Genomic DNA, 13,058 nt, shown 5'->3' on the forward strand with positions numbered 1-13,058 from the left:
TCGATTGTAGTGGCCCCCACCGACGCCCGCCACGACAACGACCGGAAACCGGGACACCGGGTGGTCGAGGAATGTCAGTCCCGCCGGGTCGTGGAGACGAACAACGCGGTGGCCGCGTCGACGATGTCAACGATCGCCAGGTCGCGGGTGCCGTCGAGTCGCGCGAGCAGCAATTCCGAGCACGCCCCCACCAGCATCAACCCGGCCAGCTGTCGTTGCGGCTCGGGAGCGGCGCGGGGTCCCCACATGGTTGCGGCGGCCGCGGACACGAAGTCGACCACCCCGGCCAACGTGTGGTGGCGCTGGGTGCGCAGCTCCACGGAGGCCGTGGACTCGACCACGGCGATGCGACCCTTGTGAGGATCGTCGAGCAGCAGCGTGACCACGGCGGTCAGCGCCGCGCGGACCCGGTCGATCTCGGACCCCTCGGTGGTCTCCAGGGCGCGTCGGGCGGTGTCCCGCACCTCGTCGGCGAGGGCGTCCACGACGGCGACGACGAGATCCCGTTTGCCCGAGAAGCTCTCGTAGAAGTAGCGCTCCGTCAGGCCGGCGGCGGCGCAGACGCCGGTCATCGTGGTCCGGTCGGTCCCCACCGTCCCCATGAGCTCGCGCCCGGCCGCGAGAAGCGCGCTGCGTCGTGCGGCGATGCGGGATTCGGCGCCCTGGCCGCCGTACGAGCGTGGCACGCGCCCAGTATGCCGCTCTCGAGGTCGAGTCGGGTCCGGCCCAGCCGTCGCCAAGTGATCACCAAGCGCGGTCCCGCACTGTTCCCTCCATGACCATCACCTCGTCTCTCCTCACTCGTCTCAGCGCGATCGGCGTCGTCGTCGCGTTCGGCTTCAATCTCACCGGAGGCCTGCTACACCCGGTCGTGGACGGCAACGCACACTCCGTCGAGTCCCTCACGTCCGCGGCGGGGCCGTGGTCGGCAGCGTTGCTGCTGACCGGCACGGTGCTGCAACTGATCTCGCTGCCGGGCGTCTACGCCTGGTTCGCCGCGCGCGCCGGCGTTCTCGGCCTCGTCTCCTTCGTCACGCTCTACCTGTCCTCGATGCTGGTGTCGATCACGCACCTGTCGGTGGAGGCGTTCGCGACGTACGCCCTGGCGAGCAACCCCGACACCGCCTACCTGGTGCCCGCGGACGGGTCGCTCTTCCCCGGGGCGTTCCCCACGATGCAGATGATCAGTGGCCTGGTGTTCATGCTCTCGATGGTGGTGTTCGGCGCGGTCCTCGTGCGGACGCGGGCCGTGCCGGTGTGGATCGGCGCGGTCACCGCGGTCGGCGGGCTGATCCTGCTGGTCCCGTGGCCCGAGCTCCCCGGTGTCAGCGGGCTGATCGTGGAACTCCCGCGTGGCCTCGCCTTCGCCGCCGTGGGCGTGCTGATCCTGCGCGACGGCCGGACGTCCGACGTCACTCCGACGCGTCGAGTTGCTCCCGTACCCGCCTGAGCGTGTCGGAGGCGACGGCACGCCACCGTGCCGCCGCCTCCGCATCGCCCTGCCGGTCCGCGACCTCCGCCAGCGCCGCGGCCACCGGTCCCGCGTACAGCGACCCCGAGTCCAGCCCCGCCACCGCATCGGCGAACGGCTGCAGCTGGTCCGCGGTCTCGGCCATGACGACCGAGTCCCCCAGTCGGGCAGCAGCTCTCGCCCGGAAGGTCGTCATCGCCAGCCAGTAGTAGTTGCGCGGATACGGCGCCGCGGTGCGCCACTGCGCCCGCGCCCGGTCCTCCTCGCCCGCATCGAGCAGCGCGACGACGTACACGAACCGAACCGATTGCGGTCGAACCGATTCGATGGCCGCCAGTTCGTCCACCATCTCGCCGAGGTCACCGATCGCCACGCCGTGGCCGATGCGGCCCAGCGTGGCGATCCATTCGGCGGACGCCGCCCCTTGGGCGCGCAGCGTCTCCGTGACGACGTCGTACCGGGCCCGTGCCTCGTCGTAGCGTCCGGCGAGGACGTCCACCAGCGCGTCGTAGACGGCCAGCACCCCCAGCATCTGGGCCAACTGGTGGCCGGCGGCCCGTGCGGTCGCCGCTTCCGCGGCCGACCTCGCCCCGCGCAGATCGACGGCCGCGGCCGCGGCGAGGAAGCGCTGGTAGTGCGCCACGGCGGCGAAACCGTCGTCGCCGATCGCGGCGGCGGCACCGGCGAGTTCGTCGGCATTGGCCACCCGTTCGTCGACGTGGTCCGGGCCGAAGGCGATGTAGCCGAACGCCGTACACGCCCGCGCCAGCACCGCCGGATCGTCGGACTCGCGAGCCCACCGCCGGGCCGACACCGCCGCGTCGTCGGCCTCGCGGTCGGCCGACGCATCACCGAAGGTGCCCTCCAGTTCGAAGGCCAGGGCGGACGCGACGAGGGCCCGGTGCGCGGGCGTCGGCAGCTCCGACGCGGCCAACCGCCGCAGCGGGTCGACGATCGCCGTGTCGATCTCGACGGAGGTGCGGATCGTCCAGATGACCGGCGCCGTCCACGACGTCGCGGCGCGGAAGAGGGCGTCGTCGTCCCCGGCGGCCTCGGCGAGCGAGACGGCTTGCCGACGCGCCTCCCGTGCGGCGACGACATCGCCGAGCCGGGCCAGCGTGCCCACGCGACCGACGAGCACGTCGAGCAGGTCGGTGGCGTCGCTCTCGCGCAGCCACCGTTCCGCGGCCGCCCACAGGCCGTCCGCGTCGCGAAAACCGAACTGCCGCTCGGCCTCACGTGCGCCGCGGATCAGGAACGGGACGGACTCGGCAGTGTCGGCGTGCACAGCGTGGTGCGCCAGCGCGGCGGTGTCGTCCGGTGCGAGGTCGGCGAGGACGCTCAGCGCGGCGCGGTGCGCCCGTGCCCGCCGAAGCCGGGGAACGCTGTCGTACACCACCTCGCGAACCAGATCGTGCGTGAAACCGACCCGGTCCGAAGAGGTCTCGGTGAGCACGCCGGTGAGGACGGCGGGCTCCAGCGCGTCGAGCAGGTCGTCCTCCGATTCACCCACGGTGGCGGCGAGCACCGTCAGATCCGCTTCCCTGCCCAGGATCGCGGCACGGCGCAGGACCACCGCGGTGCGGTCGGGAAGGCGGTCGAGTCGGCGGCGGATCACGTCACGCACGCTCGGCGGAACCGAGCTCGACAGCGCCGCAGTGCCCTCGGAGCGAATCAGTCCGGCGAACTCACGGACGTACAACGGATTTCCGGCGGTCCGGGCATGCAGTCGGCTCAGAACCTCCTCGTCGAGGTCGGGGCTTCCGGCGCGAGCTGCGATGGCCGCCACCCCGGCCCGGTCCACACCCCTCAGGTGGACGGTCGTCCCGGGCACCGAGGCGAGCGCGGCTCGGGCGGCCATCAGATCGACGGTCGCCTCGTCGGGACGGTAGGTCGCGGCCACCACCAGCGCGCCGACCGCCGTTCCGCAGACCTGACGCAACACCTGGAGCGTGGGCTCGTCGGCTCGGTGGACGTCGTCGAGAATCACGAGAACCGGTGTGGTGGAGCAGGAGCGGCACACCGACTCGGCGACCGCGAAGGGGGCGACGGACGCGGGCGGGGTGACCCCGAGCGCACGCAGGATCTCGATCCAGGGCCACGCCGGCGGTGCGCCGTCCACCTCGGGGCACCGCCCCCGGGCGGTCCGCCAGCCGCGGGCGGTCAGGCGATCCGCGACGTCGCGCGTCGTCGTGGTCTTGCCGGCTCCGGCGTCTCCGACGATCCACACCAGGTGTGGGGAGGTGGTCGCAACGGCCGCGTCCGCGGTTGCGAGGACGTCGTCGGTCTCGGGGCGGGCGACGACGGTGGGCGCGACCGGCTCGGGGGGCTCGGCTGGTTCGGGAGGCACAGTGTGCGCCGGGCGCGTCACCGGCGATACGACGACGGGAGCGCCGTGGGTACGGACTTCGTGTTCGACGGCGCGCAACTCCGGCGAGGGGTCGACGCCGAGTTCGTCGGCCAGATACCGCCGGATGCGCCGGAGCTCGTCGAGCGCCTCGGCCTGGCGGCCGGCGCGATACAGCGCGAGTGCCAGGAGTCCCGACGCCCGTTCGCGCGCCGGCCGCATGCGGACGAGCGCGGTGAGATCGCCGATCGCACGGTCCGCTCGCCCGTCCGCGAGGAGCATATGTGCCCGCAGTTCCACGGCGTGGTCGTGCAGGTCGCGCAGGCGATCCGACTCGGCGTGGCCCCAGTGCGTGTCGACGAATTCGGGATAGGCCTCGCCCGACCAGTCGTCGAGAAGCGTGTCGAGGGCGTCGATCGCGTCGGCGTCCCCGCGGGCGGCGCGGCGAACGACGTCCTCCGCGGCCCGTGCGTCGAGGGCGTCGGCGGGCAGCGCGAGGGCGTACCCCGGTGCCCGGGAGACGAGGACGGTGGCTGGAGTCCGCGGCGCTCGGTTCGGCTCGAGCAGCCTGCGCAGGTTGGACACGTGCACCTGCAGGGCGGCCAACGCCTTCGGTGGGGGGTTGCCGGCCCACAGGTCGTCGACGAGCAGGTCGGTCGACACCACGCGGCCGCCGGCGGACGCGAGCCGGGCCAGCGCGGCGCGCTGGCCGCGCCCGCCGAGGTTCACGGCGCGGCCGTCGACCGCCGCGGTGAGCGGTCCGAGCACGCTCACCGTCACTCGAGGTGGTGTGGGTCGGTCGTTCATGGCACCGGTCAGCGTAAGGGCTGTGCTGGTCCGGAGTCGTCCGATTCGGCCTTGACGACCCGTCGCGGTGTGACGCACACTAAATCTGACAGATTGCCCTGTCAGATTGGAGCCGACATGGCCCACGCCCTCGCCGCCCCACCCGTCGACAGCGGTCTGCGCCCCGTCCCCGGCGCTCGCTCCATTCCCTGGATCGGTGAGACGCTGCGCTACATCCGCGACCCGCTCGCCCTCTGGAGTGCGCAGTACGAGGCGTACGGCCCGGTCTCGTGGTCCGTCATGGCCGGGCGACGGGTGGTCACCGTGCTCGGGGCCGACGGCTGCGAGCAGGTCCTCACCAACCGCGACAAGGCCCTCGGCAACAAGGACGCGTGGCGGCCGCTGATCGGCCCCTTCTTCGACGGCGGCCTCATGCTCATGGACGCCGGCGAGCACCGGACAAACCGTCGACTGCTGCAGCAGGCGTTCAGCAAGGAGCGTCTGGCGGACTACACCGCGACGATGCATCCGCTGATCGAGCGCGGGGTGCGAGAGTGGCAGCCCAGCACCGATTTTCGGGTCTATCCCGCCACCAAGAACCTGACGCTGGGCCTGGCGACCGAGGTGTTCATGGGCGGCGTCGATCCCGACGACGATCGTCTACCCCGGGTGAACGCCGCCTTCGTCGACTGTGTGCAGGCGGCGACGGCGCTCGTGCGAGCGAACGTCCCCGGTGGGCGGTGGCGTCGCGGGCTCCGGGGTCGGCGCTACCTCGAATCGTTTCTGCGCGACTACCTTCCGCGACGACGGGCGGGTTCGGGCACGGACCTGTTCTCCGTGCTGGCGCGGCTCGAGGACGAGCACGGCACCCGGTTCTCCGACGACGCGATCGTCGACCACATGGTCTTCTTGCTCATGGCCGCGCACGACACGTCCACCATCACCGTCTCGACGATGGTCGATCAGCTGGGGCGCCATCCGGAGTGGCAGGAGCGGTGCCGACAGCAGTCGCTCGCCGTGGGAGACGACGTCACCGACCCCGAGGTGCGTGCGCAGCTCACCGATCTCGCGGCGGTCATGAAGGAGTCGCTGCGAATCCTGGCGCCGCTGCCCACGATGGTGCGATGGACGCTGCGGGACACCGAGATCCAGGGGCACTTCGTCCCGGCGGACACCATGGTGGCCGCCACTCCCCACTGGACCCATCACGACGCGACGTGGTGGCCGGACCCCGAACGGTGGGACCCGTCGCGGTTCGACGGCCGCCCGTTGCCGCACAAGTACGCCTGGCAGCCGTTCGGCGGCGGCGTGCACACGTGCCTCGGTCAGTTCTTCTCGCAGATCGAGATCGTGATGGTCCTGCACCACCTGCTGCGCACCTTCACCTGGACGGTGCCGAACCCGTCGGCCACGCCCATCGACTTCACCTCGCTGCCGTACCCGCGGGACGGACAGCCGATCGATCTGCGTCGGCTGGGGCGATTCTCCGACCGCGCTGACCCTGGCGGTCCCTCGGCGTAGATTCCCCGGCATCGGATCGCACGACCGAGGGGGATGCATGCCGCGGATCGACTTGCCGGCCGGGCCCGTCGACTACACCGACACCGGCGGCGACGGCCCGGTGCTGGTCTTCGCGCACGGGCTGCTCATGAACGAGACCCTCTGGCGCTCGGTGATTCCGCTGCTGCAGCGCGACTACCGCTGCATCGCGCCGACGTTGCCGCTGGGGGCGCACCGCACCCCGATGAGACCCGACGCCGATCTGTCGCAGCTCGGCGTCGCCCGGATCCTGGCCGACGTCCTCGACGCGTTGGATCTCACCGACGCGACGGTGATCCTCAACGATTGGGGTGGCGGGCAGTTCCTGGTGTCCGACGGCCGAGCCGACCGGGTGGGACGCCTGGTGCTCGCGTCGTGCGAGGCGTTCGACAACTTCCCCCCGCGGCCCGCTCGCCCGGCCGTGGCCTTGTGTCGCGTTCCGGGCGGCACGCGTCTGTTCCTCGGATTGTTGGGCACGCGGGTCGTCCGCCACGACAAGCGGGCCTGGGGTGGGCTGAGCAAAGCCGGGATCCCCGACGGGGTGCTCGACGACTGGTTCGCCCCGGCCACTCGCAGCGCGGACATCAGGCGTGACCTCAGGAAGTTCTGCGTCGGCACCCCGACCCGCTCGACCCTGCTCGAGTGGGCGTCCCGGTTGTCGACGTTCGATCGCCCCGTCCTCGTCGTCTGGGCGACCGAGGACCGCATGATGCCGCTGTCCCACGCACGACGGTTGGAGCAGGTGTTCCCGAACGCCCGGCGGGTGCAGATCGACGATTCGTGGACGTTGCTCCCGGTGGATCAGCCGCACCGCTTCGCGGCCGCGCTGCGGGACTTCGTCCCCCTCGCGTAGGCCTCGGGACCGGACCGGCAGGACCAGGCCGGCAGCGTTGTGAAGCCCCGACGCGCGGCGACCGTCGCGCCGACGGTGTGGACCGCGAGCACCGCACCCCACGGCCCGAGCACCCAGACCGGCCACGGGTAGTGGAACTCGCCCGACGACAGGCAGATCGCGAGGTAGACGGTCAGGCAGATCGTGTTCACCAGCGCCCAGTGCGCCCACGCGGCGGCGAGGACCGTGCGCACGCGGACCGGTCGCGGCGGCGCCGGCGGCAGGTCGCGCAGCAGGGCGTCGAGGTCGCCGCGATCCGTCGCGGCGACGGCAGCGGCCGAGCGGCGGTCGAACTCGTCGAGGGTGAGCCGTCCGTCGCCGACGGCAGCGGCCAGGGTGTCGAGGGTTCGGCCGATCCGGGCGCCCAGGGGCGTCGGGGAGGGCAGCGTTCCGGTCATCGGGCACCTCGTTCCGGGAGACCGTCCACTGTGGACGGTGAGACCCAGCCTGCACCGTCCACAGTGGACTGTCAAGATGTGCGACGATGGCCGGCATGGCCGACCCAGCCCCGCTCGATCCCACCGCGGCGCCGCCGCTGAATCCCACCGCGGCGTCGTTGCTCGGCTTCCTCCACCACGGGCCCCGGTCGGGGTGGGACCTGACGGTGAGCGCGCAGGAATGCATCGGCGGCTTCTGGTCCGTCACCCGATCGCAGGTCTACCGCGAACTCGCCGGCCTCGCTCGGGCGGGCCTGGTGCGAGAACTGCCCACCGAGGCGCGGGAGCGCAAACCGTACGAGCTCACCGACGCCGGCCGGGACGCGTTCGCTCGGTGGATCGCCGAGCTGCCGGGACCGGAGGTCATCCGCCACCCGCTGCTGCTGTTCCTGTCCTTCGGCGACCACGTGCCGTCGGCTCGGCTGACCGAGGCGATCGAGCAGCACCGCACCGCCCACCGGGAGAACCTGGCGCGCTACCGGGCGTCGGTCGAGCTCGTCACCGACCCCTTCGCGGCTGCGACGCTCGACTTCGGCATCGCCTACGAGGAGATGGTGCTCGCCTGGCTCGACAGGTTGCCCTGGTAGGCGAGGACACGCGCGATGGTGCGCACCGTGCCGTCGACCAGGAACCACACCGTGATCGCCTCGGCGTCCCCGTCGCGGTGTCGACGGTGCCGCAGCGTGATCGTGTCCCCCGCGACGATGGGGCCGAGGTACTCGATGACGGCGCGGTGCGGCCCGCCGGTGATCGTGGCGACGTCCGGTGACGCCGCGAGCACGTCCTCGACGGCCTGCCAGTACACGGCGTTGTTGACGTGATCGAACGCGTCGAGATCCGTCGCGCGCAGCACGAACGTCCGGTCGTCGGCGGACGGTTCCGGCGCCGCGTCGCGCATCCACTGCTTCCAGCGCAGCCGGTGCTCGTCCGTCGTGCGCGACAGCAGAGCGATGCCCTCGTCGGAGATGCGAGTGGGCATGCCCGAGGTGATGGACACCGAGATCCAGAACCCCTCGGTGCGGATGAGTGCGCCCTTGTCACCGGTGATGTCGACGCGCATGTTCGACCACCGCGTCGAGAGCCCGGAACACCAGCGGCGCAATGTCACTCGCTCCGGCCACACCGACGGGCGCACCACGTCGATCACCGTGCGACGGACGATCCAGAACGGGTCGGTGTCGCCCAGACCGGACGCGTCGAGGTTGTCGGAGCCGATGTCCTGGAGGTACCGCGCCACCGAGTCGTATCGCAGTCGGTTGGCCGTGTCGACGTCCCCGGCGCGCACGGGCCACCCCGTCTCGAACCCCTCGCCCGACGGCGGCTGCGGGGCCAGCTCGTAGGTGGCGGCGAGCGATGCGGCGGCGTCGGGTGCTGCGGCGGACTCGGGAGACGCGGCGCTCACGCGGCGTCTCCGTGCGGACGCTCACCGGTGTGGAGGTGCCGGCACAGCTCCTCGACGGCGTAGGCGTACCCGCGGATGCCGCAGCCGGCGATCACCGACGTCGCGATCGGCGAGACGAAGCTGTGGTGCCGGAACTCCTCGCGCGCGTGGACGTTCGAGATGTGCACCTCGATCACGGGAACCTCCGGAATCACCAGCGCGTCCCGCAACGCCACCGACGTGTGGGTGAGCCCGCCCGGGTTGATCACGATGCCCCCGGCGGTCCCGCGCGCGCCGTGGATCCAATCGATGAGCTCGCCCTCGTGGTTGGACTGCGCCGATTCGACGACCACCCCGTGCGGTTCGGCGGTGCGTCGACACAGCGTCACGACGTCCGCGAGCGTGTCCGATCCGTAGACCTCGGGCTGGCGCGTACCCAGCATGTTCAGGTTGGGGCCGTTGAGCACCAGGATCGTGCGGGGGAGCCGCGCACCGTCGGTCATGGGGCCGAACTCTACCCGGGACACTGAGCGGCATGCGTGCATGGATCGTCTGGGGAACCGGTGTCCTCGCCTATGCCGTGGGGGTGTTGCACCGAACGTCGTTCGGGGTGTCCGGACTCGATGCCGCGGACCGCTTCTCCGCCGGCCCGTCCCTGCTCTCGTCGTTCGTCGTCCTGCAGGTGGTGGTGTACGCCTCGATGCAGATCCCGGCCGGCGTGCTGCTCGATCGCGTCGGGTCGCGCGCGATGATCGTCGCCGGCGCTCTGATCATGGCGACCGGTCAACTGGGCCCTCGCCCTCACCGAATCCCTGCCCGTCGCCGTCGCGGCGCGGGCGGTGGTCGGGGTGGGTGACGCCGTCACCTTCATCTCGGTGCTGCGCCTGGTGCCGCAGTGGTTCGGCCCGCGGCAGGTGCCCGTCGTCTCGCAGCTCACGGGCATTCTCGGTCAGTTCGGCCAGGTGCTCTCGGCGGTGCCCTTCGTCCTCGTGCTCCACGACGTCGGATGGACCGCCGCGTACGGTGCGGCGTCGGCGAGCGGGGTGCTCGTCGCGGTCGCCGTGTTCGCCGTGGTCTCGAACGCTCCCGAGGGCGCGCAGGTCACCGGACCGCGGGTGACGTTCGGGGACACGATGGCCTCGATCCGCACGGTCTGGTCCCGCCCGGGCACCCGCCTGGGCTTCTTCTCCCACATGGGCACCCAGTTCTCCATCACGATCTTCGCCCTCATGTGGGGCGTGCCGTTCCTGACCTCGGCGCAGGGGCTGTCCTCGGCGACGGCCGGTGCGCTGCTCACCGTGTCGGTGGTGTCGGCCATCGTCGCGGGCATCGTGGTGGGGATGCTCAGCGGCCGCTATCCGATGCGGCGGTCCTGGATGGTGTTGGCGATCATGGCCTCGAACGCCGTGATGTGGGGCATCGTGCTCGCGCTGCCCGGACCGGCGCCGCTGTGGCTGCTGGTCCTGCTGATCGTGGTGATCTCCGTCGGCGGTCCGGGCTCGGCCATCGGGTTCGACTACGCCCGCACCTTCAACCCGTCCGTCGCCCTGGGCACCGCCCAGGGCATGGTCAACATCGGCGGCTTCCTCGCGTCGTTGCTCGTCATGCAGGCCATGGGCGCGATCCTGAATGCGTTCGGCGGCTACAGCGTCGACGCGTTCCGGGTGGCGTGGTCGACCCAGTACGTCGTGTGGATCGTCGCCGCGACGGGCGTGGTGATCTGCCGACGCAAGGCGCGTCGCGAGTCGGGTGTCCGGCCCCGGACCCTGCGGGAGGTCAGGGCACGGATGCGGGGGCACTAGCCGGCGCGGAGGTTCGTGCGGGGGCCGGGAACGCCGACCGTCCGGCGACGACGGCCACCGTGGCCGGGATCAGGACGGCGACCGCGAACACCAGGACCGCGGTGATCGACAGGGCGTCGATCAGGCCGCCGCCGATGAGCGCGCCCGTGGCGATGCCCACCTGGAACGTCACGACGTACACGGCCGAGTAGGCGTCGGCCGATCCGGCGGGTGCGGAGTGCAGCACGGCGGACTGGATGCACACGGGAATCGTCGTGAAGGCCAGACCCCACAGCGCGATCGCGGCCACGGCCAGAACCGGAGTGGCTCCCGTCGGGACCGCCAGCAGGAGCAGCAGGACGCCGACCGCGGCCGTCACCGTCGACAGGACCACCACGGACGAGAGCCACGGCCGGCGGTCGTACGTGCGGCCGATCAGCCAGATGCCGACCACGCCGGCCAGGCCGTAGACGAAGAGCATCACCGACACCGCCCCGCCCGTCGATCCCAGCGCGCGCTCGACGATCAGGGCGAAGTAGGTGTAGCCCGCGAAGTGGCCGAGGACGGCCAGCAGCGTCACGCCGCACAGCAGGACGAGGGCCGGCGCCACCCGGGTCCGTCCGCCGCTCGTCCGACGGTCGGCCCGCGGCGCCGAGGGGAGAGTGGGGAGCAACCGGGCGAGCGCCAGGGTGATGATCAGCCCGATCACGCCGAGGGTGGCGGCGGCGACGCGCCACCCCGCCCACTGACCCAGCGCGGAGGTGAGCGGATTGCCCGCCACCAGCGCGAGCGACGTGCCCGCGTAGACCAGGGCGATGGCCTTGCCGCGACGGCCGGGCACCACCAGCGACGCCGCGACCGGAGCGACCACCGCCCAGAACACTCCGTGCGTGGCCGCGCAGATCAAGCGGGCCGCCACGAGCATCGGGTAGCCGACGGCGACGGCCGACACCAACTGCGAGACCGCCAGCGCGGCGGCGGTCCCGACGACGACCGTGCGGCGATTCCACGACCGGACGGCGGCCATGAGCGGAAGCGTGACCACGGCGACGGCGTAGGCGTAGAAGGTCAGCAGCAGGCCGACGGCGGCCTCGCTCACGCCGAGGTCGCCCGACATCTCCGGCAGCAGGCCCACCGGCAACGTCTCTGCGGTGACGTAGACGAACGCCGTCGCCGCCAGGACCAGCAGAGCGGGGGTTGAGGATCGCTGCGCGCCGGCGGGCGCGGGGGAACCGGTGAGCATGTGTGTAACGATACACAGGCTGCGGAGCAGGGCAGACGACGGCCACCGCGGGCCCGGTACAGTCGGCGCGATGTCCGATTCTCGACCCCCCGACTCCGGATCCGCGCCGTCGGATCCGCGCCGCCGTGCGCCGACGATGGCCGACGTCGCGGCCGCCGCGGGCGTGTCGGTCATGACCGTCTCCTACGCCTTCGGCCGGCCGGACCGGGTGTCCGACGAGACCCGACGGCGCGTGTTGGCCACCGCGGACACGCTCGGCTACACCGGACCCCACCGCGGCGCGCAGTCGCTCCGCCGCGGCCGCACCAACGATCTCGCGGTGGTGCTCACCGAGACCCTGACGTTCGCGTTCGACGATCCGCACGCGCGCCGGTTCTTCTCCGGCATCGCCGACGCCTGCCTGGACACCGACACCGGCCTCGTGCTGCTGCCGAACGCGCGGGACGGCGTCGCGGTGCACCGGGTCCGTGACGCCGCCGTCGACGGGTACGTCTTTTGGACGACGGTGTACGACGACCCGGCGCTGTCCGCCGCCGTCGCGACGGGCCGGCCGGTCTGCGTGCAGGGCGGGCCCGCCGACGCCGGGGCGGCCGTGGTCACCATCGACGACACCGCGGCCGCCGAGGCGGTGGCGCGGGAGGGACTGCGCGGGGCCCGACGGCCGATGGTCCTGTCGTTCCCTGCCGATCGCGGCCGGCGTCGCGAGGTCGTCCACGGTCCCGATCCCGATCGCGTCGCCTTCCCCGTCACCCGCCACCGACTCCGCGGGTACCGCACCGCGGCCGAGGCCGCCGGTCTGTCGTGGGCGGAGGTCCCGGTGGTGTTCGGGGCGGGCAGTTTCCGCGCCGAGGGACGCCGCGCCGTGACCGAGTACCGGGACGTGCACCGTCCCGATGCCGTGCTCGCCATGAGCGACGAGCTGGCGCTGGGGGCGATGGTCGAGCTGGGCGCCGACGTCGCCTCGGGCGCGGTCTCGGTGGTGGGCTGGGACGACTCGACCGAGGCGGCCGATGCCGGTCTGACCACCGTGGCGCAATCGCTCCACGAGCAGGGCCGCATCGCCGCACGCATCGCGCTGGGTGCCGAGGTCGACACGACGGCGCACTGGAGCCTCGTCACCCGCTCGTCCACCCGTTCCTGACCCGTCACCACGCATCGCCGAACCCCCCACGGCCCCGGCT

At 72.1% G+C, this 13,058-nt stretch carries 11 protein-coding genes and 1 pseudogene; 6 read left to right on the forward strand and 6 right to left on the reverse strand.

All coding sequences use genetic code 11. The annotated features are described in order from the left end of the window. Nucleotides 1-74 precede the first annotated feature (74 nt). Complete coding sequence (locus BMZ18_RS10170) at nucleotides 75-686, reverse strand: TetR/AcrR family transcriptional regulator (RefSeq protein ID WP_068360765.1); 612 nt, start codon at nucleotides 684-686, stop codon at nucleotides 75-77. Nucleotides 687-775: 89 nt separating this feature from the next. On the opposite strand from BMZ18_RS10170, the gene BMZ18_RS10175 reads away from it, so the two are divergent. Beyond that, a complete protein-coding gene (locus tag BMZ18_RS10175) occupies nucleotides 776-1,450 on the forward strand; it encodes a hypothetical protein (protein WP_068360767.1) in 675 nt (224 codons plus the stop codon). Here BMZ18_RS10175 and BMZ18_RS10180 read toward each other — a convergent pair. Further along, nucleotides 1,413-4,625, reverse strand: a complete 3,213-nt coding sequence (locus tag BMZ18_RS10180) for an ATP-binding protein (RefSeq protein ID WP_068360770.1) — start codon at nucleotides 4,623-4,625, stop codon at nucleotides 1,413-1,415. The genes BMZ18_RS10175 and BMZ18_RS10180 overlap by 38 nt on opposite strands. 117 nt (nucleotides 4,626-4,742) lie before the next feature. Between BMZ18_RS10180 and BMZ18_RS10185 the strand changes: the two genes are divergently transcribed. Next, on the forward strand, nucleotides 4,743-6,125 hold the full coding sequence (locus BMZ18_RS10185; protein ID WP_068360773.1) for a cytochrome P450: 1,383 nt from the start codon (nucleotides 4,743-4,745) through the stop codon (nucleotides 6,123-6,125). A 37-nt stretch (nucleotides 6,126-6,162) separates the two neighbouring features. After that, nucleotides 6,163-6,996, forward strand: coding sequence for an alpha/beta fold hydrolase (locus BMZ18_RS10190; protein ID WP_068360775.1), 834 nt, complete (start codon nucleotides 6,163-6,165; stop codon nucleotides 6,994-6,996). Here BMZ18_RS10190 and BMZ18_RS10195 read toward each other — a convergent pair. Beyond that, nucleotides 6,945-7,433, reverse strand: a complete 489-nt coding sequence (locus BMZ18_RS10195; RefSeq protein ID WP_068360777.1) for a DUF1707 SHOCT-like domain-containing protein — start codon at nucleotides 7,431-7,433, stop codon at nucleotides 6,945-6,947. The genes BMZ18_RS10190 and BMZ18_RS10195 overlap by 52 nt on opposite strands. Nucleotides 7,434-7,528: 95 nt before the next feature. Between BMZ18_RS10195 and BMZ18_RS10200 the strand changes: the two genes are divergently transcribed. After that, nucleotides 7,529-8,059, forward strand: coding sequence for a PadR family transcriptional regulator (locus BMZ18_RS10200; RefSeq protein WP_068360823.1), 531 nt, complete (start codon nucleotides 7,529-7,531; stop codon nucleotides 8,057-8,059). Here BMZ18_RS10200 and BMZ18_RS10205 read toward each other — a convergent pair. Both BMZ18_RS10205 and aroQ read right to left on the reverse strand, forming a co-directional pair. Next, entirely contained in the window at nucleotides 8,014-8,805 is a 792-nt protein-coding gene (locus tag BMZ18_RS10205; RefSeq protein ID WP_068360826.1) for an acyl-[acyl-carrier-protein] thioesterase, read from the reverse strand. The genes BMZ18_RS10200 and BMZ18_RS10205 overlap by 46 nt on opposite strands. A gap of 65 nt (nucleotides 8,806-8,870) precedes the next feature. Beyond that, on the reverse strand, nucleotides 8,871-9,356 hold the full coding sequence (aroQ, locus tag BMZ18_RS10210) for a type II 3-dehydroquinate dehydratase (protein WP_068360780.1): 486 nt from the start codon (nucleotides 9,354-9,356) through the stop codon (nucleotides 8,871-8,873). 32 nt (nucleotides 9,357-9,388) lie between these two features. Here aroQ and BMZ18_RS10215 point away from each other — a divergent pair. Further along, a pseudogene (locus BMZ18_RS10215) lies at nucleotides 9,389-10,655 on the forward strand (MFS transporter). On the opposite strand, the gene BMZ18_RS10220 reads toward BMZ18_RS10215, so the two are convergent. Continuing rightward, the gene (locus BMZ18_RS10220; protein ID WP_068360782.1) at nucleotides 10,630-11,877 is read right to left on the reverse strand and encodes an MFS transporter; all 1,248 of its coding nucleotides are present in this window, start codon (nucleotides 11,875-11,877) and stop codon (nucleotides 10,630-10,632) included. The pseudogene BMZ18_RS10215 and the gene BMZ18_RS10220 sit on opposite strands and share 26 nt — an antisense overlap. A gap of 70 nt (nucleotides 11,878-11,947) precedes the next feature. On the opposite strand from BMZ18_RS10220, the gene BMZ18_RS10225 reads away from it, so the two are divergent. Next, nucleotides 11,948-13,018 (forward strand): LacI family DNA-binding transcriptional regulator, encoded by a 1,071-nt coding sequence (locus BMZ18_RS10225; RefSeq protein ID WP_211267460.1) that lies wholly within the window; start codon nucleotides 11,948-11,950, stop codon nucleotides 13,016-13,018. Nucleotides 13,019-13,058 lie beyond the last annotated feature (40 nt).

The organism is Rhodococcoides kroppenstedtii (genome assembly GCF_900111805.1).
Lineage (GTDB): Bacteria > Actinomycetota > Actinomycetes > Mycobacteriales > Mycobacteriaceae > Rhodococcoides > Rhodococcoides kroppenstedtii.